Raw genomic sequence first — 25,125 nt, 5'->3', positions numbered from 1 at the left:
GGAGGTAGAAGCTTTGTCTTCTCAAGAGAAAACCGTTACTAAAATAGATTCAAACTACGTGGAGCAATATGACGTATACATAGAAAGACAGAGAAGAAAAAAGCAGCGTTTGATTCGTCGTTTAGTACTATTTTCTATTGTTACAATGGTTATAGTTGGGAGCATGGCTGGCTACCATATGAAACAACGTGTACTTCATGCTGAAAAACAAGAACAGTATGATCAGCTTGAGAAGGAACTAGAAGAATTAAAAGTGGAAGGTAGAAAGCTTCAGGAGGAAATTAAGCTTTTGAATAATGAGGATTACGTATTGGATATTGCTAGAACGAATTATTTTTTATCTAAAGAAGGGGAACTTATATTTACCGTCCCTGATGAGGAACCGGCGTATTGACACTTTTTCATAAGATTAATATACTATAAATGAACTTTATCTAATCTTTTAAGGAGGAGCATTTTTTTTATGTCAATTGAAGTAGGCAGCAAGCTGCAAGGAAAGGTAACTGGAATCACTAATTTTGGTGCATTTGTTGAGATCGAAAAAGGGAAAACAGGTCTTGTTCATATTAGTGAGGTTGCCGACAATTATGTTAAGGACATTAACGACCATTTAAAAGTCGGAGATGAAGTAGAAGTTAAAGTCATTAATGTCGAGAAAGATGGAAAAATCGGATTATCCATTAAGAAAGCGAAGGATCGTCCAGCGCGTCAATCCCGTCCAAAACCAAAAAAAGACCGCCAAGAAAATTTCGAAGCAAAAATGAGTCGCTTTCTCAAAGATTCTGAAGATCGCTTAGCCTCTTTGAAAAAGCATACCGAATCCAAACGTGGAGGTCGAGGTGCTAGAAGAGGATAGCAGTTGCTGTCTATCATAGTTCAATGCTCTAGAAATATACAGAAAAAACAGATACCAAATCGGTATCTGTTTTTTGGTTGATACATTTCTCGCAGGTTAAGGGATAGTGATACCCGCACCTCAAAAATAAAGGAAGAGCAAATCATTATTAGTGGGGATGAAAGAAAACTCCCACTGATTGAATACTATATATAAATAAAAAGGCTGTTACCAATGAGGTAACAGCCTTTTTACATGAAAGTGTCTAGCGCAACCGTCTAGCTAAACGTTCACTTCTCGCTTTTGTTTATAGCGGCGGAGGGGATCGAACCCACGACCTCACGGGTATGAACCGTACGCTCTCGCCAGCTGAGCTACGCCGCCAAGTTACTAACAGAAGATATAATAACGTACGTCTTTATTCGTGTCAATAGAAAAGTGCTAGAAAGTCTGTTTAAAAATTTTCGTTTTTATTAAGAAAATTTTGTATAAATTACTAGTATCTTTCCATTCCATGTAACGGGTTTCGCCAATTCGCAATGAGATTCGTCAAAGACTGTCTAGTAGATTATCCCTATATGGGAAATTTTTAAGGCATTTATTTTCAATTAGACCATCCTTTTAACGTAAATCAAGCCTTTTTTACTGTTAGATTGCATGATGAACAATTGGACATAACCCTTATTCCTATATGTTGAATTTTGCACTTTTGTTAGAAAGACGTCGAACGATTTTTGGAATGAACACTGAAGTTTTGACAAAAAAAAAAGACATATTATGGTTTACTAAAGTGAAAAGATAGGAGTGGATAATATGATGGGTTCTATTCCAAAAATGGATACGGATAGCTTTGGTTTGGAAAACAAGAGTCTATTTGGAAAACTTCGAAACCAAATTCAACTAAAATTTAATACCATCCTATTAGAAAAGGGTTTGTTGTTTTTTATTGTTGGATTTTTATTAGGACGTGCAGTTATCTTAAGCGATGTATCACCATTTGCCGTTGCATTTATTGCAACTATTTGGTTTGTGGATCGTACAAAGACTTTCTATACGATGATCTCTGTTCTAATCGGAGCTTTGACCTTTTCTATCACACATAGTGTATTTGCGGTGATAGCTATGACCGTATTTATTTTTTTAGCAGCTCTATTTAAAAATAAAAAAAATCAGCAGATACTTATCCCGATGTTTGTGTTCTTATCTACAGCTGTAACTCGAGTTTTTATATATTCCCTAAATAGCCAAATTTCGTCATATGAGTGGATGCTTTTAGCTGTTGAAGGGGTTTTAGGGACAGTTCTAGTATTAATCTTTATGCAAAGTATTCCGCTATTATCACCAAAAAGATATAAACCTACATTAAAAAATGAAGAAATTGTTTGTATGATTATTCTTATTGCCTCTATATTAACAGGTACCATCGGCTGGGAAATTTACGGTGCATCCATTGAACAAATTTTTTCGCGGTATTTTGTTTTACTGTTTGCATTTGTGGGAGGTGCCGCGATAGGCTCAACGGTTGGTGTGGTAGCAGGATTAATTCTTTCATTAGCTAATGTAGCTAACCTTTATCAAATGAGTCTGCTAGCGTTCTCTGGTCTATTAGGTGGTTTACTGAAGGAAGGGAAAAAAATAGGGGTTTCTATAGGGCTGATGGTTGGTACATTCTTAATTGGAATTTACGGAACGTCTATTGAATTAATACCTTCTATAACGGAATCAGCTATAGCTATTATTCTATTCTTCTTGACACCAGCAACATGGGTTAGCAAAATTTCTCGGTACATTCCGGGAACAGAGGAGTATTCCAATGAACAAGAAAGATACTTACAAAAGGTACGCAATGTAACAGCAAAGCGGGTAGAACAATTCTCAGGTGTTTTTGGTGCATTAGCAAAAAGCTTTGATACAACGGATGCCTATGCACTAGATGAAACGGAAAATAGAAAGGAAACCGATTATTTTCTTTCTCAAGTAACGGAACGCAGCTGTCAATCCTGTTTTATGAAGGACCGATGTTGGCAGAAGGAGTTTGATACAACTTATTCCTTAATGGAGGAGATGAAGGAAGATTTTGCAGATGGAATGTATCCCAATCATAAGGTGATGAGGGAATTTGAGAATCATTGCGTTAAATCCAAGAAAGTATTAGGGGTGATGAAGGAAGAAATAACATTTTTTGAAGCGAATCGTAAGTTAAAGCAACAGGTTCTCGAAAGTAAACGCTTAGTAGCCGATCAATTACATGGAGTTTCGGAGGTGATGGGGGATTTTGCGAAAGAAATTCTAAAGGAAAGACAGAATCACGAAATACAAGAGAATCAAATTATAGAAGCATTAACCAATATGGGGATTGAGACAGATAAATTAGATATATTTTCGCTGGAGAAAGGTAGTGTTGATATTGAAATGACTACTTCCTTCTATGATTATCATGGGGAAGGCACAAAGTTAATTGCTCCTGTACTCTCTGAGATATTGAATGAAATGATAGTAGTTAAGCAAGAGGAAATATCGCCATTTCCAAATGGGACAAGTTATTTAGCGTTTGGTTCTGCGAGGGAATTTGTAGTTTCTACAGGTGCTGCGAATGCCGCAAAAGGAGGGGGATTCATATCAGGGGATAGTTATACAACCATTGAGTTAGGAGCTGGTAAATATGCAATGGCGATAAGTGATGGCATGGGAAATGGACAACGTGCAAGGGAAGAGAGCGTAGAGACTTTAAGACTGCTTCAGCAAATCCTGCAAACAGGTATACCTGAAAAGGTTGCCATTAAATCTATTAATTCCATTTTATCTTTAAGGACAACCGATGAGATGTTTGCAACACTTGATTTAGCAGTCATTGATTTGCATGATGCCTTTGTTCAGTTTTTAAAGATTGGTTCCACTCCTAGCTTTATTAAACGAGGAGAGGATGTCATAAAAGTGGAAGCAAGTAATTTGCCAATTGGAATCATTCAGGAATTTGATGTAGATATTGTTAGTGAACAGTTGTTGTCAGAGGATTTATTAATTATGATGAGTGACGGAATATTTGATGGTCCAGTGCATGTGGAAAATACAGACATCTGGATGAAGAGAAAGCTCCGTGAAATGGCAACAGATGATCCACAAGAAATTGCCGATCTCTTATTAGAAGAGGTTATCCGAGCAAAATCAGGAGAAATTGATGATGATATGACCGTATTAGTAGCAAAGGTCCAAAAAAACCAGCCTAAATGGGCATCGGTACCACTGTACAATGATAAAGCATTATAAGAGTGTGTTCTAAAGGAGGGTAAAAAAGGATTGGAGTGTAAATTAAAAGGTTCATGAGAAGCGGGCTTAATCAGGAAGTGCTTACTTTTACGTTGTGGGCGGTTTTAGTAGAAGTCCTCCTATCGCTAACTAGAAACATCGATAAGTCATTTTTATCGAATTATTTAAAAGAATTTCTATAGAGGAGTGGATGATAGATGATATTTTCTATGATTGAATGTTTTATATTAGCTTTTGTAAATGTAATCAACCGAAATCCTATGTGGGAAAGAAGTATTACCCAAATAAATAAGTATATTCTTCCGTTTGCTGCCCAGCTATTTATAAAAACAAGACGATTCACAAACCATGTGAATATATTTATTCGCCAAATTGACAGAGAAAGGATACAAACCGTTTTTTCCAACTTTGTGTTCAGTCTTAGCCGAACGGTACTAGATGAATCGGGACTTATGACGGATTTTACGGCTAGGGGGAGTCCATGTGGTTATTTAGAATGATAGATTCACGTCATAGGCTGAATAATGCACGTATCCTACCGATAGACATGTATAATTCTACTACATGATGGCGATGATGCTAGTAGAATGTAAGGGAGGTTATCGGTATGAAAAAAGGGACATTAAAACAAATCTTGCTTATAACCGATGGATGCTCGAATAGGGGGGAGGATCCTCGAGCTGTGGCAGCATTAGCAAATCAGCAAGGAATTACCGTTAATGTAATTGGAGTATTAGATAATCGTCAAACAGAGGATGTGGATGGCCTTCAGGAAGTAGAGGATATTGCACTTTCTGGTGGTGGCGTTAGTCAAATTGTTTACCCGGAAACCTTATCACAAACCGTGCAAATGGTAACAAAACAGGCTATGACACAAACAATCCAAGGCTTTGTTAACAAGGAGTTAAAGCAAATATTGGGATCTGAACAATCATTAGAAGATGTGTCTCCAGAAAAACGTGGTGAAATTATGGAGGTTGTAGAAGATTTAGGTGAAACGAGTGACTTAGAAGTAGTAGTCTTGGTGGACACAAGTGCTAGTATGCATGATAAACTGCCAACCGTAAAAGAATCATTAATCGACCTTTCCATTAGCTTAAACTCCCGTATCGGTAAGAATCGCTTTTGTATTTATAGCTTTCCTGGAAGAAGGAAAGATTTACAAAAAATATTAGATTGGTCTCCACAATTAAATTCCATTTCAAATGTTTTCCCTAAACTGACAAGTGGTGGTATTACTCCTACTGGTCCTGCATTGCGTGAAGCAATTTATCAGTTTGGTAAGAAGAGCCTTTTAAGGAGTTTAAGAAATGAAGATGAAGCAGACATCGAAGAAGTTTGATATTGATCTTAGGGCTGGCACAAAAGTTTTTGGTAAATGGCATAACAAACATTATGTAATAAAGAAGAGGCTCGGAAAAGGTGCAATTGGAACTGTTTATTTATGTGAAACTGGTGGGAAATTAGCGGCATTAAAAATTAGCGAACAGAGTACTTCGATGACTGTTGAGGTTAATGTATTAAAGTCATTGCAGCAGGTCCAAGGTAGTCATCTTGGGCCTTATTTATTGGATGTGGATGATTGGGTTTCCCCATCTGGAGAAACGTACTCTTTTTATGTTATGGAATATTTAAAAGGCCAATCAATGGAACAATTTATCCGGAACCAAGGAGGTACTTGGGTTGGTGTGTTTCTACTTCAATTACTGGATGATCTAGAGCAGCTTCATCAATCAGGCTGGGTCTTTGGTGATTTGAAGTTAGATAATTTAATCGTTCTCTCATCACCTATAAGAGTTAGATGGGTTGATGTCGGGGGGACAACACAAAGAGGTCGAGCGATAAAGGAATATACAGAGTTTTATGATCGAGGATACTGGGGGATGGGTACTAGAAAAGCAGAGCCAAGCTACGACCTATTTGCATTAACGATGGTATTTTTAAATATTTATTATCCTAAACGCTTTGAAAAGGTTGCAGAATCGGAAAAGCTTCTATGTAGAAAGATAGATCAAGTAAAAGAACTTAAGCCGTACCGCATGATGTTTAAAAAGGCACTATTAGGACAATATCGTACAAGTAAGGAAATGAAAAACGAAGTCATTCGTGCTGTTTATCAAACACAAAATAAAAGTAGGGTGCAGAAAAATTCTACTCGCAAACTCTCTAATATACCTTTTTATTTGGAACTAGGAGGAATATCAGTTGTAGCTACATTCTTTTACTTACTATCATTACTTTTATAATTTGATTGCTTTGGTTGGGATTAAAGATATTTTTCTATATAATGGAATTATCATTATAATTCTAATGGGGATATTAGTATGAAACAAACTATTTTAAGTTTTATCGATAAACATCAATTAATAAAGAATGGATCGACTGTATTGGTTGGGGCTTCCGGTGGAGCAGACTCTATGGCTTTATTGCATTTCCTTTATAGAAATCAAATGAAGTGGAACATCCATATAATTGCTGTTTCGGTTGACCACCAATTAAGAGGGGAGGCATCACGTGAGGATATTGTCTATGTAGATACAGTCTGCAAAGAATGGGGGATTCCTTTTGTCTGGGAAAGAGTAAATGTTATCAAATATCAAAAGGAAAAAGGTATCAGTACTGAGTTAGCAGCACGTGAACTAAGATATCAGTACTTTGAAAAAGTGATGAAAGAATATCATGCAGATTATTTGGCATTAGGTCATCACGGAGATGATCAAGTGGAAACGATGCTCATGAGTCTCACGCGTTCTGCATCAACTACTGCTTTCTCTGGTATTCCTGTAAGAAGGAAGTTTAGTAACGGATATATTATTCGTCCTCTTCTATGTGTTACAAAAGCGGAAATTCATACATATTGTAGGGAAAATGAAATTTCACCTAGAATAGATGAAACAAATTTTGACACCCTATATACAAGGAATTTTTTCAGAAAACATGTTGTACCGTTAATAAAACAGAAAAATAGTAATATACATACTACCATACAGCATTTGAGTGAAACCCGTAACGAAGATGAATATTTTCTTCAAGAAAAGGCTAAAGAAATGGTTGAAGAGGTAGTGAAATTTGATGATAAATGGAATAGTGCGATATTAGAAGTAGATGCATTTAAAAAACGTGCCCATGCTTTACAAAGACGTGCACTTCATCTAATATTAAACTATCTATATAAAGAATTACCAAAGGATTTATCCTATGTACACGAGGAACAGTTTCTTTCGTTATTAGACAGTAAAGAAGGGAATAGGCAATTGTATTTTCCATCGCAACTAAAAGTGGAAAGAGCCTATGAGGAAATTACATTTCGTTTCTATGATAGTGGAGAAGACACTTCCTACCATTTTCCTTTGGAGGTTCCAGGAGAGGTGTTGTTTCCCGATGGTTCCAAAGTACTAGCGCAATTTAGTGATGTTAGATACAATCAAGATACCATATCATACGGTTTTTATGAGAACCAAGTTTCTTTTCCGTTACATATAAGAACAAGGAAATCAGGAGATCGGATGAGTTGGTATGGACTAAATGGGAGTAAAAAATTGAAGGATATTTTTATAGATGAGAAAATTCCTTTGGATAAACGGAATAGTTGGCCCATCTTAGTCGATAATAACGGTGAAATCATCTGGTTAATTGGTTTAAAAAAAGGAAAGCTAAAAGACTCGCAGGATAAAGGCCGATGGATTCAGTTAAATTATGTACAGGCAACTAGTAGGAGGATATAGATGAATACAGATAATATACATAATGATATAGAAAAGGTTTTATACACGGAAGATGAAATTAGAAATAAATGCAAGGAATTAGGTAAGAAGCTTACGGTAGAATATGATGGGAAATTTCCATTAGCAGTTGGTGTGTTAAAAGGTGCTATGCCATTTATGTCTGATATATTACGCTATATGGAATGCCATATTGAAATGGACTTTATGGATGTTTCGAGTTATGGAAGTGAGACGAAATCCTCTGGAGAAGTAAAGATTGTGAAGGATTTAAATACGAAGGTCGAGGGAAGAGACCTGCTTATCATTGAGGATATTATTGATAGTGGATTAACACTTAGCTATCTCGTTGACCTCTTTAAGTATCGAAAAGCAAAGTCAATTAAAATTGTTACATTACTTGATAAACCTGAGGGTAGAACAGTTGATCTTCAAGCAGACTTGGCTGGTTTCCATGTTCCGAATGAATTTGTGGTTGGATATGGTTTGGATTATGCAGAAAAATACAGAAACCTTCCATATATCGGTGTTCTTAAGCCGGAAATTTATGGTGGAGAATGAAGCGTCTAAGTGTTGTATCATCGCACTTTTAAATAGCGGATAATTTCAGTGAATATTCAAGCTAAATTAGTTGTATTTTCAGTTTTTCATATGGTACGATGAACTATAGTTTTTCCCGGTTAGGGAGGAGGTACGAAATGAATCAGATTTTTCGGAATGTGTTCTTTTGGATGCTTATATTCTTCGTTGTAATTGGAGTTATAGGAGTATTCAATGGACAAGGAGAAGAAAGAGAACAATTAAATGTAAAAGAATTTATGGATGTTCTAAATACTGGTGACATTGATGAAATGACATTACAACCAGCAAATGGAATTTATCGTGTAACTGGTGTTTTAACAGATGATACATCATTTGTGGCACAAATTCCTGATAACACGGATGTTGTGGCACAGGTTACTGCGACCGCAACAGAACAGGGAATACTTAATGTAGTAGAAGAGGAACAGCCAAGTCCTTGGTTAACTTTCTTAACAGGAATTTTACCATTCTTATTAATCGGCCTATTTATTTTATTCATTTTTAGTCAAGCTCAAGGTGGCGGCGGTGGCGGCCGTGTCATGAACTTCGGTAAAAGTAAGGCTAAAATGTACACCGAAGAAAAGAAAAAGGTTCGATTTAAAGATGTTGCTGGAGCAGATGAGGAAAAGCAAGAGCTTGTGGAGGTTGTTGAATTCTTAAAGGACCCACGCAAATTCTCTGCAGTTGGAGCTCGTATTCCTAAGGGTGTGCTATTAGTAGGACCACCTGGGACAGGTAAAACATTATTAGCCCGTGCTGTTGCTGGAGAAGCTGGTGTACCATTCTTCTCTATCAGTGGATCGGATTTTGTTGAAATGTTTGTTGGGGTAGGTGCATCTCGTGTTCGTGATTTATTCGAAAACGCAAAGAAAAACTCCCCTTGTATTATATTTATTGATGAAATTGACGCAGTAGGTCGTCAGCGTGGTGCAGGTCTTGGTGGTGGACACGATGAACGTGAACAAACACTAAACCAATTACTTGTTGAAATGGACGGATTTGCTGCAAATGAAGGTATTATCATCATTGCAGCAACTAACCGTGCGGATATTCTAGACCCTGCATTATTACGTCCTGGGCGTTTTGACCGCCAGATTACGGTAGACCGTCCAGATGTTAATGGGCGTGAAGCAGTATTGAAAGTGCATGCTAAAAACAAACCATTGGATGAAACAGTTGACTTAAAAGCAATTGCAATGCGAACCCCAGGATTTTCGGGTGCAGATTTAGAGAACCTTCTTAATGAAGCCGCACTAGTGGCTGCAAGGGATAATCGTAAGGCAATTAACAAAGATGACCTTGATGAAGCATCAGATCGTGTGATTGCTGGTCCCGCGAAAAAAAGTCGGGTTATATCAGAAAAAGAAAGAAATATTGTTGCATATCATGAAAGTGGGCATGCGATTATTGGGCTGGTGCTTGATGAAGCTGACATGGTACACAAGGTTACCATTGTTCCCCGTGGTCAAGCGGGCGGTTATGCCGTCATGCTTCCTAAAGAGGATCGCTACTTTATGACCAAACCAGAGCTATTTGACAAGATCACCGGGTTATTAGGTGGACGTGTTGCAGAAGAAATTATCTTTGGTGAAGTAAGTACTGGAGCGCATAATGATTTCCAGCGTGCAACTAATATTGCTAACAAGATGATTACCGAATATGGTATGAGTGACAAAATAGGGCCACTTCAATTCTCAAGTGGCGGAGGCGGTAATGTCTTCTTGGGTCGTGACTTACAAAACGAGCAAACATACAGTGATAAGATTGCTTATGAGATTGATAAAGAGATGCAAAACTTTATTAATTACTGTTATGATCGTGCTAAGAGAATTCTTACAGAAAACAAAGATAAGTTAGAGCTATTCGCTCAAACTTTGCTTGATATTGAAACGCTGGATGCGAAGCAAATTAAATCTTTATTTGAAGAAGGAAAATTACCAGACCCAGTTGTTGCTACAATGGATGGTGAAGATGTAAAAGTAAACATTCAGAAGAAAGATAGTGACGACGCTGTGGGATCTTCATATGAAGATGCGAAGGCTAACGTAGATGAGAATGAACAAAAAAATAGAACATCATCTATAGAAGAAGATCCGAAAGCATCTGATGATGAAAATAAATAAGACTCAACAAAAAACAGTCACAGAAAAGTGACTGTTTTTTTGTTTTAAATGAGAAATGTGGTATATTTTACACGTTGAATAGAGCAAATTTTACAAAGTGGTTGCTGGTTATGAATGTCCTGAGACTAACTCTAAAAAAGCTTAAGTAGAACTAGTGAATTAATTCCCCTGGTTCGTTTGTATAATAGGTAGAACCGCTTTTAGAAAATTTAGATGGCAATTATACATATTATCGCGGGTTAAGGGTCGTCATGCCCCTACCTCAAAAATTGAAGATTCACTTTATATTGGTTTAAATGAAGGAGGTAAAGTAGAAAATGCTACTAGTTATAGATATAGGAAATACTAATATGGTACTAGGGGTGTTCGAAAAGGATATACTAAAATATGAGTGGCGGATTAAAACAGACCGCTATAAAACAGAAGATGAATTTGGTATGATCTTTAAATCCCTATTTGAATATAACCAGCTCTCTTTTGAAGAAATTGATGGTGTTATTATTTCCTCTGTTGTTCCACCAATTATGTATTCGTTAGAAGAGATGAGTCGTAAATACTTTAACGTGGAACCACATATTATCGGCAAAGATAATTTTAGTAGGTATTTAAAAATGAATTATCCCAACCCAAAAGAAATTGGTGCAGACCGTGTTGTTAATGCAGTTGCTGCCATTAAAGAAAATGGTGGTGGTCCACTTATTATCATTGATTTTGGGACGGCAACTACTTACTGTTATATTAATGATGAGGATGAATATTGCGGTGGGATTATTATACCGGGGATGAATGTATCCATGGAGGCTTTATATAGTAAGGCATCTAAGCTTCCTAAAATTGAGATTGAAGCCCCTGAAAATGTTGTTGGGACATCCACCGTAGATGCCATGCAGTCTGGTATCTACTTTGGCACGATAGAGATGATTGATGGACTGGTTAACCGAATAAAGAGTAATTTCAACGTAGAAGCGAAAGTAATTGCTACCGGTGGTTTATCTAATTTAATTGCAAAACACTCAACAACGATAGATAAAGTCGACTCGAATCTAACGTTAAAAGGATTGTATATGATTTATCAGCAGATTAAAAACGGTTAAATAACAAAGGTAATATGGCTTTACTTGTTATCGAACGAATACAATAATGGATTCTAGAATGTAAAAAGGAGATAGCGGAATGAAAGATTACTTGGTAAAAGCAACAGCATTTGAAGGCATGATTAGAGCGTATGCAGCCTCTACTACAGGATTAGTAGAGGAAGCACGTAGAAGACATGATACGTGGGCTACGACATCAGCCGCTATAGGGCGAACACTCACGATAACTGCAATGATGGGTGCTATGCTGAAAGGGGAAGACTCTATTACGGTAAAAGTAGAGGGAGATGGCCCGATTGGCGCTATTATCACGGATGGAAATGCAAAAGGGCATGTCCGTGGTTATGTCAAAAATCCCCATGTTGATTTTGATCTTAATGAAAAAGGTAAATTAGATGTTTCACGAGCAGTAGGAAAGCAAGGAAGAGTCAGTGTGATTAAGGATTTGGGTCTTAAAGATTACTTTACTGGTGAAGTACCTATTATTTCTGGGGAAATAAGTGAAGATTTCACGTATTACTTTGTAACTTCTGAGCAAATACCATCAGCTGTAGGGGCAGGAGTGCTTGTAAATCCAGACCATACGATTTTGTCTGCAGGCGGATTTATCGTACAAGTCATGCCTGGTGCGAATGATAATATCGTTAGTCGTTTGGAAGAAAGTATATCGAATATCCCTCCCATTTCTACATTAATCCGAGAAGGTAATTCTCCAGAACAAATTTTGGAGCGATTATTTGGTGAAGGTGAAGTGAAATTCCACGAGAAACTTCCTGTTGAATTTCGCTGTAAATGTTCAAAAGAGAGAATTGCAAATGCCATTATCGGATTAGGAAATGAGGAAATACAAAGTATGATTGATGAAGATCATGGTGCTAAAGCAAGTTGTCATTTTTGTAATGAAACATATCAATTTACAGAGAAAGAGTTAGAGGAATTGAAACAGTAGGAAAAGGGAGTTCTTTCGATGTCAAAGCGATTATTGATGGGTATTATAATAGTACTTTTGATAACCAATATCGCGACTATCATCACATTCAATAAAGAAAACAAAATTGTAATTAATGGATATACTGTAAATGTAGCTTTAAATGATGCTGTTGCAAATATTGATGGTGAAAAGATTACATACAAAACTTGGTTTAAAGCAATAATGGAACAACATGGAAAAGGGGAACTACAAAGTCTAATTGACAGGGAAGTTGTTCGTCAACTGGCAGATAAACATGACATACAGATTGATGATAAAGTCATCCAACGAGAGATTTCATTATTAACATCGATGCAGGGTGTTATGACACAAATGGAGCTTAAACAATTAGTTGAAGACTGGGAGGGAGATATCGTTTATCGATATCAGCTTGAACGATTATTAGCAAAGGATGTTTCCATTCCAGAGTCGGAAACGCGCCAATTTTATCAACGTTACGGTGAACAATATAATTTTACGGAAGCGATGCAACTATCCCATATCATAGTAGATAATACTGAAATAGCTGAAAAGGTTAAAAGCGAGTTAGAACAAGGCGCGTCCTTTGCTTCACTGGCTAAGGAATATTCATTAGATGAGGAAACGAAGTATGACGGGGGCTATATAGGTTTTATTCATACAAATAGCGAGTTTTTCCCGGAGGGCTATGAAAAAGTAGCAGATGAAATGGAAGAGCATAGTATAAGTCATCCATTTAAAACGAATAAAGGAGTAGCCATTATATATTTGCATGAAAAACTCCCATCTATTTCATTTACTTATGAAGAATTGCAACCATATATTGAAACGGAATTAGCCTTGTCGCAATTAAACCAGCCTGCTACTGCGGATTTGCTGTGGAAGCAATTAGACGTTGAATGGATTTATGATAAAAAGAAGGAGGCGGGAAAGAATGATTAATATGAATTACATAAAGTGTAATAATTGTTGTATTATTCTTTCCCTTTTTCTTGACAGTAGAGCATAAATGGATTAAATTTAAACATATAGGAATGGTAGGAATTAAGAGGAGGGATTTTTGTGAGAGTTGCAGATTCTATAATTGGATTAATTGGAGAAACACCGATTGTTAAATTAAATAATATTACAGATGAAAATAGTGCAGATATTTATGTGAAATTAGAATTCTTTAATCCAGCAAGTTCCGTTAAAGACCGGATTGCTATGGCTATGATCGAGGCTGCGGAAAAAGATGGTGCTCTAAAAGAGGGCGACACAATTATTGAACCAACGAGTGGAAATACAGGAATCGGCCTAGCAATGGTGGCTGCTGCAAAAGGGTATAAAGCAATTCTGGTTATGCCAGAGACAATGAGTATGGAACGTCGTAACCTATTACGTGCGTATGGTGCGGAATTAATTTTAACACCTGGGCCAGATGGGATGAATGGTGCTATTGCAAAAGCGAATGAATTACAAAAAGAAAAAGGCTATTTTATGCCGCAGCAATTTAATAATGAAGCAAATGTAAAAGTTCATGAAGAGACAACTGGTAAGGAAATTGTAAGCCAAATGTCAGATGGACTAGATGCATTTGTTTCTGGTATCGGCACTGGTGGTACAATTACTGGAGCTGGAAAAGTGCTAAAGGAGAACTTTGATGGAATTAAAGTTTATGCGGTTGAACCAGCTGATTCTGCTGTACTTTCTGGAGGATCTCCTGGACCACATAAAATTCAAGGACTTGGTGCAGGGTTTGTTCCGAAAATCTTAGATACAGATATTTATGATGAAGTGATCAAAATTGAAAATGAAGAAGCATTCCAGACCTCTCGTGAAGTTGCGAGTACAAATGGGATTCTAGGTGGTATTTCAGCAGGTGCCGCAATTGCTGCAGCTAAAAAGGTTGCAAAAGAGCTAGGAAAAGGTAAGAAGGTATTAGCTGTCTTCCCAGATAATGGTGAGCGTTACTTATCAACACCACTTTATCAATTTGAAGAAGGTAAATAAGTTAGTTAACAAAAAGATTAGCTCTTATGTAGAGCTAATTTTTTTGTTTTATTTGATTATAGGGTACGCTGAGAGTAAATGATAATTAATCTAGGTTAAATTAGTTTTTATTCTTTAATGAAAGTACCTGTTCTTTATGATACGATATGATAAAAATATTAAATTGGAAGAAGGTACAAAAAATAATGATCATAAAGACTGCGAAAAAGACACTGAATTTATCAGAGCGTACACATATTATGGGAATTTTAAATGTAACACCCGATTCCTTTTCTGATGGTGGAAGCTATACAACGATTGACAAGGCAGTAGAACAGGCTAAGCGAATGGAACAAGAGGGTGCTGATATAATTGATGTTGGTGGAGAGTCAACACGGCCTGGACATGTCCCTGTATCGGATGAAGAAGAAATAGAACGTGTTGTGCCAGTAATTAATGCTGTGAAGGAGCAGGTAGACATACCGATATCCATCGATACATTTAAAGCAGCAACGGCAAGAGCTGCAATAGAAGCTGGAGCTGATATGATAAACGATATATGGGGAGCTAAAAAGGATCCAGAGATTGCTAGGGTAGCTGCTGAATTGAATGTACCTATTATTTTAATGCATAACCGAGACAACGAAGATTACACATCGTTAATGGACGATATGAAAAAGGATTTACAAGAAAGTATAGATATTGCGATGAATGCTGGGGTGCCAAAGGAAGACATTATTCTTGACCCAGGAGTAGGTTTTGCTAAATCTGCGGAAGATAATTTACAAGTTATGAATCAGCTTGAACAATTGGTCGATATGGGATATGCCTTTTTATTAGCAACCTCACGCAAGCGATTTATAGGCAGTACACTGGGGATATCGCAACCAGATAAACGCGATATAGGTACCGGTGCAACGACATGCTTGGGAATAGCCAAGGGAGCTCATATTGTTCGTGTACATAATGTGAAAATGAATAGTGAACTAGCGAGGATGATGGACGCAATGCTTGGTAAGGAGAGGTATCATGGATAAAATAATCCTTCAAAAGCTAAAATTTTATGGATTTCATGGTCTAATGCCAGAGGAAAATCGTTTAGGGCAACCTTTTCATGTCGATGTAGAGCTATATGCTGATTTATATAAAGCAGGAGTTTCAGATAATATGAATGATTCCATCCACTATGGTGAGGCATATGAAATGATAAAGGAAATTGTTGAGGGAGAGGCAAAAAATCTTATTGAGGCAGTTGCCGAGGATATTGCTCAAAAGCTTTTATCCTCCTTTGATTTACTTCAAGGTTGTAGGATTAAAGTAATAAAACCAAATCCACCAATACCAGGTCACTATGATTCGGTAGCGGTAGAAATATATCGGGAGAAAAGCAAGTGAATCAATCATTTTTATCTCTAGGAACCAATATTGAGCCACGTTATGAACATTTAACTAATGCGTTAAAGATATTAGAGCAAAATGAATACATATCCATCCGAGGGAAATCATCCATTTATGAAACTGCACCTGTTGGATATACCGATCAAGAGGACTTTTTAAATATGGTTGTTGAGATTTCAACATCCTTATCGTCCTTTGACTTGCTCTCCTATTGCCAGTATATTGAAAATGAATTGGGCAGAGTAAGAAATATCCGATTTGGCCCGCGAACAATAGACCTTGACATTTTGACGTTTAATCATGAAAATAGTACAGTGGATAGTTTACAGATACCTCACCCCAGGATGCATGAACGTGCATTTGTACTCATTCCATTTGCAGAGATTGCTCCTCAAATGATGGTGCCGACTCTGGAGAAAAGTGTGGAACAGTTATTGAAGGAACTTCACGAGTCAGACGTTAAAGGAGTGCGAAAATGGGTACAAGACAAGGGGAAAAAGGGGTAGAGTTTCTGGAGAAGGAAATGTGTTGTATATTTAAAGGAAGTTTTACTAGAGTTGTTCCATGCCTTTTTAGAGTAATTTCCTTAAACTTGTAATCTGTCAGTAGTATTACTGGCAGGTTTTTATATGAATGAACGCAAGAAATTTTAATCTCCTATGAATATAGTATTTATGATATAGATGTAGGTTATAATGCCAAGTAAGAATACTACATACGTGAAAAAATTAATTTTTTCTTATATACTTACACCATATAATGAACTGGAGGGCTTGATCGTGTCAGAAGAATTGAATGAACAAATGCTCGTAAGACGTGACAAATTAAATGAACATAGAGAAAAAGGGTTGGACCCGTTTGGTGAGAAATATGAACGTAGCCATTTAGCAGGAGATATCTTTAATAAATATGAGGATTTGACGAAAGAAGAGCTAGAGGAGAAAGCCGAACGAGCTACTGTAGCTGGTAGAATAATGACAAAACGTGGAAAAGGTAAGGCTAGCTTTGCTCATATTCAGGATTTAAGTGGTCAGATACAAATTTATGTTAGAAAAGATACAGTCGGTGACAAGGCATATGACGTATTTAAATCAATTGACCTTGGCGATATTGTAGGTGTGACAGGTGATATATTCCGCACGAATATGGGGGAACTATCCATTAAAGTGGATGAATTCCAATTATTAACGAAATCCCTCCGTCCATTACCTGAAAAGTACCATGGACTGAAGGATGTTGAACAACGTTATCGCCAACGTTACTTAGATTTAATTACCAATATGGATAGTAAGCAGACATTTATTCAACGTAGTAAGATTATTCAGTCTATGCGTGAATACCTTAATAATCATGGATACTTAGAAGTGGAAACACCTATGATGCACAGTATTCCTGGTGGTGCAGCAGCACGTCCGTTTGTAACACATCATAATGCATTAGACATCCCGCTATATATGCGTATCGCTATTGAGTTACACTTAAAACGCCTTATTGTAGGTGGGTTAGAGAAGGTATATGAAATTGGACGTGTATTCCGTAATGAAGGTGTATCAACACGCCATAACCCGGAATTTACAATGATTGAGTTATATGAGGCGTATGCAGATTACAACGATATCATGGAATTAACGGAAAACCTTATTGCTCATATTGCTAAGGATGTATTTGGTAAAACTAATGTTATTTATGGTGAGTATGAAGTTGACTTAGAACCAAGATGGAAGAGACTTCATATGGTAGATGCGGTAAAAGAACAGACGGGAGTAGACTTCTGGAAGAATATGAGTGATGAAGAAGCGAGGGAACTTGCAAAAGAACATGGCGTAGAGATTAAGGCCAACATGACTTTTGGACATGTAGTAAACGAATTCTTTGAGCAAAAGGTTGAAGAAACGTTAATCCAACCTACCTTTATTTATGGACATCCTGTAGAGATTTCCCCACTTGCTAAGAAAAATAAAGAAGATGGGCGGTTCACAGATCGTTTTGAATTATTTATTGTTGGCAGAGAGCATGCCAATGCATTTAGTGAGTTGAATGACCCAATCGATCAGCGTGAACGATTTGAAGCTCAGGTTAAAGAAAGAGAAGAAGGAAATGATGAAGCACATCTAATGGATGAGGATTTCCTAGAAGCGCTAGAGTACGGTATGCCTCCTACAGGTGGGCTTGGAATAGGAATTGATCGTTTAGTTATGTTATTGACTAACGCTCCTTCTATTAGAGATGTTCTACTGTTCCCACAAATGCGTACCAAATAATACTATTAAAAACCTCTACAAGAATATTTTTTGTGGAGGTTTTTAATAGGTGAAGATATATGTAAATTAAAAGCTGTTTTTTTAGCCATGGTGATTTTTAACCTTTAATAGATAAATATCTAGTTAAATAAAGATAAAATTGAAGTTATGATTCACTGTAAAAAAATAAAGAAAAGTACTTGATTTTATCTAACAGACATGATAAATTATATATCGTTGCTTCGACATGAGGCGACAAACGAAACCAGCTAAAATTAATTTTACAAAATTGTTGACAACAACAATTCGATATGTTAAATTAATAAAGTCGCTGTTACAAAGCGAACCAAATTTGCTCTTTGAAAACTGAACAAAACAACCAGTATGTTAAGATATTAAAAGGAACTCGTTTTTCTTTTAACTATAGCTAAGACATAGAATTAATTGGTGTTAATTCTATACAAACTTTTTTGGAGAGTTTGATCTTGGCTCAGGACGAACGCTGGCGGCGTGCCTAATACATGCAAGTCGAGCGCGGGAAGCTAACTGATCCCCTTCGGGGGTGACGTTAGTGGAACGAGCGGCGGACGGGTGAGTAACACGTGGGCAACCTGCCTGTAAGATTGGGATAACTTGCGGAAACGTGAGCTAATACCGGATAATACTTTTCATCGCATGATGGAGAGTTTGAAAGACGGCTTCGGCTGTCACTTACAGATGGGCCCGCGGCGCATTAGTTAGTTGGTGAGGTAAAGGCTCACCAAGGCGACGATGCGTAGCCGACCTGAGAGGGTGATCGGCCACACTGGGACTGAGACACGGCCCAGACTCCTACGGGAGGCAGCAGTAGGGAATCTTCCGCAATGGACGAAAGTCTGACGGAGCAACGCCGCGTGAGTGAAGAAGGTTTTCGGATCGTAAAACTCTGTTGTTAGGGAAGAACAAGTATGATAGTAACTGATCATACCTTGACGGTACCTAACCAGAAAGCCACGGCTAACTACGTGCCAGCAGCCGCGGTAATACGTAGGTGGCAAGCGTTGTCCGGATTTATTGGGCGTAAAGCGCTCGCAGGCGGTCTTTTAAGTCTGATGTGAAATCTTGCGGCTTAACCGTGAGCGGTCATTGGAAACTGGAGGACTTGAGTACAGAAGAGGAGAGTGGAATTCCACGTGTAGCGGTGAAATGCGTAGAGATGTGGAGGAACACCAGTGGCGAAGGCGACTCTCTGGTCTGTAACTGACGCTGAGGAGCGAAAGCGTGGGTAGCGAACAGGATTAGATACCCTGGTAGTCCACGCCGTAAACGATGAGTGCTAGGTGTTAGAGGGTTTCCGCCCTTTAGTGCTGAAGTTAACGCATTAAGCACTCCGCCTGGGGAGTACGGCCGCAAGGCTGAAACTCAAAAGAATTGACGGGGACCCGCACAAGCGGTGGAGCATGTGGTTTAATTCGAAGCAACGCGAAGAACCTTACCAGGTCTTGACATCCTCTGACACTCCTAGAGATAGGATTTTCCCTTCGGGGACAGAGTGACAGGTGGTGCATGGTTGTCGTCAGCTCGTGTCGTGAGATGTTGGGTTAAGTCCCGCAACGAGCGCAACCCTTGATCTTAGTTGCCAGCATTCAGTTGGGCACTCTAAGGTGACTGCCGGTGACAAACCGGAGGAAGGTGGGGATGACGTCAAATCATCATGCCCCTTATGACCTGGGCTACACACGTGCTACAATGGATGGTACAAAGGGAAGCGAAACCGTGAGGTCAAGCAAATCCCATAAAACCATTCTCAGTTCGGATTGTAGGCTGCAACTCGCCTACATGAAGCCGGAATCGCTAGTAATCGCGGATCAGCATGCCGCGGTGAATACGTTCCCGGGTCTTGTACACACCGCCCGTCACACCACGAGAGTTGGTAACACCCGAAGTCGGTGAGGTAACCTTTTGGAGCCAGCCGCCGAAGGTGGGACCAATGATTGGGGTGAAGTCGTAACAAGGTAGCCGTATCGGAAGGTGCGGCTGGATCACCTCCTTTCTAAGGATTATTACGGAACATCCTATTTAGGATGAAACATACTGAGTTGTTTGGTTCAGTTTTGAGAGAGTGAATCTCTTAATTTTTGTACCTTGAAAACTAAATAAGAGTAATCAACGACATCAAAAATAAAAGGATGCAGCGACTGATTATGGGAGCTGAATCTAGATTAAAACGTAAAGCAAGGCTATTAATTTAGTACGCTTATTCATTGTAAACTTAGTTAAGTGAATAAGGGCGCACGGTGGATGCCTTGGCACTAGGAGCTGATGAAGGACGGGACTAACACCGATATGCTTCGGGGAGCTGTAAGTAAGCTTTGATCCGGAGATTTCCGAATGGGGAAACCCACTGTTCGTAATGGAACAGGACTTGTGTCTGAATACATAGGGCACAAGAGGCATACCTGGGGAACTGAAACATCTCAGTACCCAGAGGAAGAGAAAGCAAATGCGATTTCCCAAGTAGCGGCGAGCGAAACGGAAACAGCCCAAACCAGAGAGCTTGCTCTCTGGGGTTGTAGGACACTCCACATGGAGTTACAAAGGAATTCTTTAGACGAATCCATCTGGAAAGATGAGCCAAAGAGGGTAACAGCCCTGTAGTCAAAAGAGAATTCTCTCCGGAGTGTATCCTGAGTACGGCGGAACACGTGGAATTCCGTCGGAATCCGGGAGGACCATCTCCCAAGGCTAAATACTCCCTAGTGACCGATAGTGAACCAGTACCGTGAGGGAAAGGTGAAAAGTACCCCGGAAGGGGAGTGAAAGAGTACCTGAAACCGTGTGCCTACAAGTAGTCGAAGCGCATTTACGCGTGACGGCGTACCTTTTGTAGAATGGACCGGCGAGTTACGATCGTATGCAAGGTTAAGTGGAAGACACGAAGCCGCAGCGAAAGCGAGTCTAAACAGGGCGAATGAGTATGCGGTCGTAGACCCGAAACCGTGTGATCTACCCATGTCCAGGGTGAAGGTCAGGTAACACTGACAGGAGGCCCGAACCCACGTATGTTGAAAAATGCGGGGATGAGGTGTGGGTAGGGGTGAAATGCCAATCGAACACGGAGATAGCTGGTTCTCTCCGAAATAGCTTTAGGGCTAGCCTCAAGGAAAGAGTACTGGAGGTAGAGCACTGATTGGACTAGGGGCCCTCATCGGGTTACCGAATTCAGTCAAACTCCGAATGCCAGCTACTTAGACTTGGGAGTCAGACTATGGGTGATAAGGTTCATAGTCGAAAGGGAAACAGCCCAGACCACCAGCTAAGGTCCCAAAGTATACGTTAAGTGGAAAAGGATGTGGAGTTGCTTAGACAACCAGGATGTTGGCTTAGAAGCAGCCATCATTTAAAGAGTGCGTAATAGCTCACTGGTCGAGTGACTCTGCGCCGAAAATGTACCGGGGCTAAACGTATCACCGAAGCTGTGGATTGTCTTTTAGACAATGGTAGGAGAGCGTTCTAAGTGCTGTGAAGTCAGACCGTGAGGACTGGTGGAGCGCTTAGAAGTGAGAATGCCGGTATGAGTAGCGAAAAAAGAGTGAGAATCTCTTTCACCGAATGCCTAAGGTTTCCTGAGGAAGGCTCGTCCTCTCAGGGTTAGTCGGGACCTAAGCCGAGGCCGAAAGGCGTAGGCGATGGACAACAGGCAGATATTCCTGTACCACCTCGTGATCGTTATGAGTGATGGGGGGACGCAGTAGGATAAGGAATGCGCACCGATGGACGTGTGCGCCCAAGCAGTGAGAAAGTCAGATAGGCAAATCCGTCTGGCCATTTCAAGCTGTGATGGGGAGGCAACTATAGCCGAAGTTCCGGATTTCACACTGCCGAGAAAAGCCTCTAGCCAGATCACAGGTGCCCGTACCGCAAACCGACACAGGTAGGCGAGGAGAGAATCCTAAGGTGAGCGGGAGAACTCTCGTTAAGGAACTCGGCAAAATGACCCCGTAACTTAGGGAGAAGGGGTGCTCTATAGAGATAGAGCCGCAGTGAATAGGCCCAAGCGACTGTTTAGCAAAAACACAGGTCTCTGCGAAGCCGAAAGGCGAAGTATAGGGGCTGACACCTGCCCGGTGCTGGAAGGTTAAGGGGAAGAGTTAGGACCTTTGGTCCGAAGCTTAGAACCGAAGCCCCAGTAAACGGCGGCCGTAACTATAACGGTCCTAAGGTAGCGAAATTCCTTGTCGGGTAAGTTCCGACCCGCACGAAAGGTGCAACGACTTGGGCACTGTCTCAACGAGAGACCCGGTGAAATTATACTATGCGTGAAGATGCGCATTACCCGCGACAGGACGGAAAGACCCCGTGGAGCTTTACTGTAGCCTGATATTGAATGTCTGTGCAGCTTGTACAGGATAGGTGGGAGCCTCAGAAGCGTGAGCGCCAGCTTACGTGGAGGCATCCGTGGGATACCACCCTGGCTGTATGGACCTTCTAACCCAGGACCGTGATCCGGTTCGGAGACAGTGTCAGGCGGGCAGTTTGACTGGGGCGGTCGCCTCCCAAAAGGTAACGGAGGCGCCCAAAGGTTCCCTCAGAATGGTTGGAAATCATTCGCAGAGTGTAAAGGCAGAAGGGAGCTTGACTGCGAGACCTACAAGTCGAGCAGGGACGAAAGTCGGGCTTAGTGATCCGGTGGTTCCGCATGGAAGGGCCATCGCTCAACGGATAAAAGCTACCCCGGGGATAACAGGCTTATCTCCCCCAAGAGTTCACATCGACGGGGAGGTTTGGCACCTCGATGTCGGCTCATCGCATCCTGGGGCTGTAGTCGGTCCCAAGGGTTGGGCTGTTCGCCCATTAAAGCGGTACGCGAGCTGGGTTCAGAACGTCGTGAGACAGTTCGGTCCCTATCCGTCGTGGGCGCCCGGAAGTTTGAGAGGAGCTGTCCTTAGTACGAGAGGACCGGGATGGACATACCGCTGGTGTACCAGTTGTTCCGCCAGGAGCATAGCTGGGTAGCTACGTATGGTAAGGATAAGTGCTGAAAGCATCTAAGCATGAAGCCCCCCTCAAGATGAGACTTCCCATCACTTCTAAGTGAGTAAGATCCCTCAGGGACTATGAGGTAGATAGGTTCGAGGTGGAAGCGTGGTGACACGTGGAGCTGACGAATACTAATCGATCGAGGACTTAACTAACTTCTTAAAGGATGTCAGTGATTACCTCTTATTTAGTTTTTAGGGTATAAAAAACCCTTGCACTTTTTGTCAAAAATGCATATAATATAACTTGTTCTTATGAATAAGTATTATCTGGTAGCGATGGCGGAGAGGTCACACCTGTTCCCATGCCGAACACAGTAGTTAAGCTCTCCAGCGCCGATGGTAGTTGGGGTTAACCCCTGCGAGAGTAGGACGCCGCCAGGTTTCATCCGGAGGATTAGCTCAGTTGGGAGAGCACCTGCCTTACAAGCAGGGGGTCACAGGTTCAAGTCCTGTATCCTCCACCATATATAATCCGGTCTAACTCAATTGGTAGAGCAAGCCGTTTATTTCATCAAAACCTACTATGTGCAGGCTTGTGAGAAGTGCAACTTAACCGAATGAACTTACAACACGACGAGCATAAAAAAAGTAGTGCACCATCTAATAATATTATCTAAAACATAATACGCCGGCCTAGCTCAATTGGTAGAGCAACTGACTTGTAATCAGTAGGTTGGGGGTTCAAGTCCTCTGGCCGGCACCATTTCTATAAAATATATGAGCCATTAGCTCAGTCGGCAGAGCATCTGACTTTTAATCAGAGGGTCGAAGGTTCGAATCCTTCATGGCTCACCATTTATGCGGGTGTGGCGGAATTGGCAGACGCGCTAGACTTAGGATCTAGTATCTTCGGATGTGGGGGTTCGACTCCCTTCACCCGCACCATTATAATATACTATAAAAACATTGTCATGCGGAAGTAGTTCAGTGGTAGAACACCACCTTGCCAAGGTGGGGGTCGCGGGTTCGAATCCCGTCTTCCGCTCCAGACTATGTGCCGGGGTGGCGGAACTGGCAGACGCACAGGACTTAAAATCCTGCGGTAGGTAACTACCGTACCGGTTCGATTCCGGTCCTCGGCACCATAAGCGCCCGTAGCTCAATTGGATAGAGCGTCTGACTACGGATCAGAAGGTTAGGGGTTCGACTCCTCTCGGGCGCGCCATTATCGGGAAGTAGCTCAGCTTGGTAGAGCACATGGTTTGGGACCATGGGGTCGCAGGTTCAAATCCTGTCTTCCCGACCATTATAAATCTATTATGGGGCCTTAGCTCAGCTGGGAGAGCGCCTGCTTTGCACGCAGGAGGTCAGCGGTTCGATCCCGCTAGGCTCCACTTTTAATTTTGGCGGTGTAGCTCAGCTGGCGAGAGCGTACGGTTCATACCCGTGAGGTCGTGGGTTCGATCCCCTCCACCGCTATACTTTAAAATAATACGGAGGTATACCCAAGTCTGGCTGAAGGGGTCGGTCTTGAAAACCGAGAGGCGGGTCAAACCGCGCGGGGGTTCGAATCCCTCTACCTCCTCCATACATAAAACTTAATAATTAGTAATATTATGGCTCGGTAGCTGGCCGTCAACATCATTGACTAAGCATCTATGTGCAGGCCTGCGAGGAATGCTGCTACACCGAAAAGGCTAGCAACATGACGAGCACAAATTCCAAAAAAGCAATGGCGAATACTAACAATTTATAAATAATATTACGGCTCGGTAGCTCAGTCGGTAGAGCAACAAGCAACACTTCTACCGAATAATCTACGAGTAACCCCGAAGCACGAATCATCTTTGAATAAACTAGCAGATGCAGGGGTCACAAACGAAAAGTGAGCTTTTTATATTAGATAATTTCATTTATAATTACGGCTCGGTAGCTCAGTCGGTAGAGCAACGGACTGAAAATCCGTGTGTCGGCGGTTCGATT

The 25,125-nt window shown here is 40.4% G+C and carries 17 protein-coding genes, 12 tRNA genes and 3 rRNA genes; 31 read left to right on the top strand and 1 reads right to left on the bottom strand.

Going from position 1 to position 25,125, the window contains the following annotated elements:
- Positions 1-13: 13 nt before the first annotated feature.
- Both CAO17_RS16805 and CAO17_RS16800 read left to right on the top strand, forming a co-directional pair.
- Entirely contained in the window at positions 14-394 is a 381-nt protein-coding gene (locus tag CAO17_RS16805; RefSeq protein WP_085993731.1) for an FtsB family cell division protein, read from the top strand.
- A 69-nt stretch (positions 395-463) separates the two neighbouring features.
- The gene (locus CAO17_RS16800; RefSeq protein WP_085993730.1) at positions 464-856 is read left to right on the top strand and encodes a S1 domain-containing RNA-binding protein; all 393 of its coding nucleotides are present in this window, start codon (positions 464-466) and stop codon (positions 854-856) included.
- A 289-nt stretch (positions 857-1,145) separates the two neighbouring features.
- On the opposite strand, the gene CAO17_RS16795 is transcribed toward CAO17_RS16800, so the two are convergent.
- Positions 1,146-1,219: transfer RNA gene (locus CAO17_RS16795), tRNA-Met, on the bottom strand.
- Positions 1,220-1,648: 429 nt separating this feature from the next.
- Between CAO17_RS16795 and spoIIE the strand changes: the two genes are divergently transcribed.
- From spoIIE to CAO17_RS16650, 29 genes are all read left to right on the top strand, one after another.
- On the top strand, positions 1,649-4,102 hold the full coding sequence (gene spoIIE / locus CAO17_RS16790; protein ID WP_085993729.1) for a stage II sporulation protein E: 2,454 nt from the start codon (positions 1,649-1,651) through the stop codon (positions 4,100-4,102).
- A gap of 197 nt (positions 4,103-4,299) precedes the next feature.
- A complete protein-coding gene (locus CAO17_RS16785) occupies positions 4,300-4,602 on the top strand; it encodes a hypothetical protein (RefSeq protein ID WP_085993728.1) in 303 nt (100 codons plus the stop codon).
- 107 nt (positions 4,603-4,709) lie between these two features.
- A complete protein-coding gene (locus tag CAO17_RS16780; RefSeq protein ID WP_085993727.1) occupies positions 4,710-5,444 on the top strand; it encodes a vWA domain-containing protein in 735 nt (244 codons plus the stop codon).
- Complete coding sequence (locus tag CAO17_RS16775) at positions 5,413-6,348, top strand: protein kinase domain-containing protein (RefSeq protein WP_085993726.1); 936 nt, start codon at positions 5,413-5,415, stop codon at positions 6,346-6,348. Before CAO17_RS16780 ends, CAO17_RS16775 begins: the two co-directional genes overlap by 32 nt.
- A 78-nt stretch (positions 6,349-6,426) precedes the next feature.
- Positions 6,427-7,827 carry a tRNA lysidine(34) synthetase TilS gene (tilS, locus tag CAO17_RS16770; RefSeq protein WP_085993725.1) on the top strand — a complete coding sequence of 467 codons (1,401 nt, stop codon included), beginning with the start codon at positions 6,427-6,429 and terminating at the stop codon, positions 7,825-7,827.
- Positions 7,828-8,385, top strand: a complete 558-nt coding sequence (gene hpt, locus CAO17_RS16765) for a hypoxanthine phosphoribosyltransferase (RefSeq protein WP_425435888.1) — start codon at positions 7,828-7,830, stop codon at positions 8,383-8,385.
- Positions 8,386-8,522: 137 nt separating this feature from the next.
- A complete protein-coding gene (gene ftsH, locus CAO17_RS16760) occupies positions 8,523-10,529 on the top strand; it encodes an ATP-dependent zinc metalloprotease FtsH (protein ID WP_085993724.1) in 2,007 nt (668 codons plus the stop codon).
- Between the two features lie 317 nt (positions 10,530-10,846).
- Positions 10,847-11,623, top strand: coding sequence for a type III pantothenate kinase (locus CAO17_RS16755; protein WP_085993723.1), 777 nt, complete (start codon positions 10,847-10,849; stop codon positions 11,621-11,623).
- A 79-nt stretch (positions 11,624-11,702) separates the two neighbouring features.
- Entirely contained in the window at positions 11,703-12,572 is an 870-nt protein-coding gene (hslO, locus tag CAO17_RS16750; RefSeq protein ID WP_085993722.1) for an Hsp33 family molecular chaperone HslO, read from the top strand.
- A gap of 18 nt (positions 12,573-12,590) precedes the next feature.
- Positions 12,591-13,514, top strand: coding sequence for a peptidylprolyl isomerase (locus CAO17_RS16745; RefSeq protein WP_085993721.1), 924 nt, complete (start codon positions 12,591-12,593; stop codon positions 13,512-13,514).
- Between the two features lie 120 nt (positions 13,515-13,634).
- Entirely contained in the window at positions 13,635-14,564 is a 930-nt protein-coding gene (gene cysK / locus CAO17_RS16740) for a cysteine synthase A (protein WP_085993720.1), read from the top strand.
- A 185-nt stretch (positions 14,565-14,749) separates the two neighbouring features.
- The gene (gene folP / locus CAO17_RS16735; RefSeq protein WP_085993719.1) at positions 14,750-15,580 is read left to right on the top strand and encodes a dihydropteroate synthase; all 831 of its coding nucleotides are present in this window, start codon (positions 14,750-14,752) and stop codon (positions 15,578-15,580) included.
- Positions 15,573-15,938: a dihydroneopterin aldolase gene (gene folB, locus CAO17_RS16730; RefSeq protein WP_085993718.1), complete on the top strand. Its 366-nt coding sequence runs from the start codon at positions 15,573-15,575 to the stop codon at positions 15,936-15,938. The genes folP and folB overlap by 8 nt, the downstream gene beginning before the upstream one ends.
- Positions 15,935-16,447, top strand: a complete 513-nt coding sequence (gene folK, locus CAO17_RS16725; protein ID WP_085993717.1) for a 2-amino-4-hydroxy-6-hydroxymethyldihydropteridine diphosphokinase — start codon at positions 15,935-15,937, stop codon at positions 16,445-16,447. The genes folB and folK overlap by 4 nt, the downstream gene beginning before the upstream one ends.
- 258 nt (positions 16,448-16,705) lie before the next feature.
- Entirely contained in the window at positions 16,706-18,202 is a 1,497-nt protein-coding gene (lysS, locus tag CAO17_RS16720) for a lysine--tRNA ligase (protein WP_281252965.1), read from the top strand.
- Positions 18,203-18,648: 446 nt separating this feature from the next.
- Positions 18,649-20,213 (top strand): 16S ribosomal RNA (locus CAO17_RS16715).
- 221 nt (positions 20,214-20,434) lie between these two features.
- Positions 20,435-23,355 (top strand): 23S ribosomal RNA (locus tag CAO17_RS16710).
- A 113-nt stretch (positions 23,356-23,468) separates the two neighbouring features.
- Positions 23,469-23,583 (top strand): 5S ribosomal RNA (rrf, locus tag CAO17_RS16705).
- Together the 16S, 23S and 5S rRNA genes with 11 tRNA genes alongside form the textbook arrangement of a ribosomal RNA operon.
- 7 nt (positions 23,584-23,590) lie before the next feature.
- Positions 23,591-23,666 (top strand) — tRNA-Val (locus CAO17_RS16700).
- Between the two features lie 163 nt (positions 23,667-23,829).
- Positions 23,830-23,905 (top strand) — tRNA-Thr (locus tag CAO17_RS16695).
- A gap of 16 nt (positions 23,906-23,921) precedes the next feature.
- Positions 23,922-23,997, top strand: a tRNA-Lys gene (locus CAO17_RS16690).
- 5 nt (positions 23,998-24,002) lie between these two features.
- Positions 24,003-24,087: transfer RNA gene (locus tag CAO17_RS16685), tRNA-Leu, on the top strand.
- A 28-nt stretch (positions 24,088-24,115) separates the two neighbouring features.
- Positions 24,116-24,190, top strand: a tRNA-Gly gene (locus tag CAO17_RS16680).
- 8 nt (positions 24,191-24,198) lie between these two features.
- Positions 24,199-24,287: transfer RNA gene (locus CAO17_RS16675), tRNA-Leu, on the top strand.
- Positions 24,288-24,290: 3 nt separating this feature from the next.
- Positions 24,291-24,367, top strand: a tRNA-Arg gene (locus CAO17_RS16670).
- Between the two features lie 4 nt (positions 24,368-24,371).
- A tRNA-Pro gene (locus CAO17_RS16665) sits at positions 24,372-24,448 on the top strand.
- Positions 24,449-24,463: 15 nt separating this feature from the next.
- Positions 24,464-24,536: transfer RNA gene (locus CAO17_RS16660), tRNA-Ala, on the top strand.
- An 11-nt stretch (positions 24,537-24,547) separates the two neighbouring features.
- A tRNA-Met gene (locus CAO17_RS16655) sits at positions 24,548-24,621 on the top strand.
- A gap of 16 nt (positions 24,622-24,637) precedes the next feature.
- Positions 24,638-24,730, top strand: a tRNA-Ser gene (locus CAO17_RS16650).
- Positions 24,731-25,125 lie beyond the last annotated feature (395 nt).

It is taken from the genome of Oceanobacillus senegalensis, assembly GCF_900176885.1.
In the GTDB taxonomy this organism is placed as follows: Bacteria; Bacillota; Bacilli; order Bacillales; family Amphibacillaceae; genus Oceanobacillus; species Oceanobacillus senegalensis.
Note: the sequence above shows the minus strand (reverse complement) of the source record. Positions and strands in the feature narration are given on the sequence as shown.

Coding starts and splice junctions, on each gene's coding strand:
- CAO17_RS16800 (WP_085993730.1), top strand. CDS start 464: ATGTCAATTGAAGTAGGCAGCAAGCTGCAAGGAAAGGTAACTGGAATC.
- spoIIE (WP_085993729.1), top strand. CDS start 1,649: ATGATGGGTTCTATTCCAAAAATGGATACGGATAGCTTTGGTTTGGAA.
- CAO17_RS16785 (WP_085993728.1), top strand. CDS start 4,300: ATGATATTTTCTATGATTGAATGTTTTATATTAGCTTTTGTAAATGTA.
- CAO17_RS16780 (WP_085993727.1), top strand. CDS start 4,710: ATGAAAAAAGGGACATTAAAACAAATCTTGCTTATAACCGATGGATGC.
- CAO17_RS16775 (WP_085993726.1), top strand. CDS start 5,413: ATGAAGATGAAGCAGACATCGAAGAAGTTTGATATTGATCTTAGGGCT.
- tilS (WP_085993725.1), top strand. CDS start 6,427: ATGAAACAAACTATTTTAAGTTTTATCGATAAACATCAATTAATAAAG.
- hpt (WP_425435888.1), top strand. CDS start 7,828: ATGAATACAGATAATATACATAATGATATAGAAAAGGTTTTATACACG.
- ftsH (WP_085993724.1), top strand. CDS start 8,523: ATGAATCAGATTTTTCGGAATGTGTTCTTTTGGATGCTTATATTCTTC.
- CAO17_RS16755 (WP_085993723.1), top strand. CDS start 10,847: ATGCTACTAGTTATAGATATAGGAAATACTAATATGGTACTAGGGGTG.
- hslO (WP_085993722.1), top strand. CDS start 11,703: ATGAAAGATTACTTGGTAAAAGCAACAGCATTTGAAGGCATGATTAGA.
- CAO17_RS16745 (WP_085993721.1), top strand. CDS start 12,591: ATGTCAAAGCGATTATTGATGGGTATTATAATAGTACTTTTGATAACC.
- folP (WP_085993719.1), top strand. CDS start 14,750: ATGATCATAAAGACTGCGAAAAAGACACTGAATTTATCAGAGCGTACA.
- folB (WP_085993718.1), top strand. CDS start 15,573: ATGGATAAAATAATCCTTCAAAAGCTAAAATTTTATGGATTTCATGGT.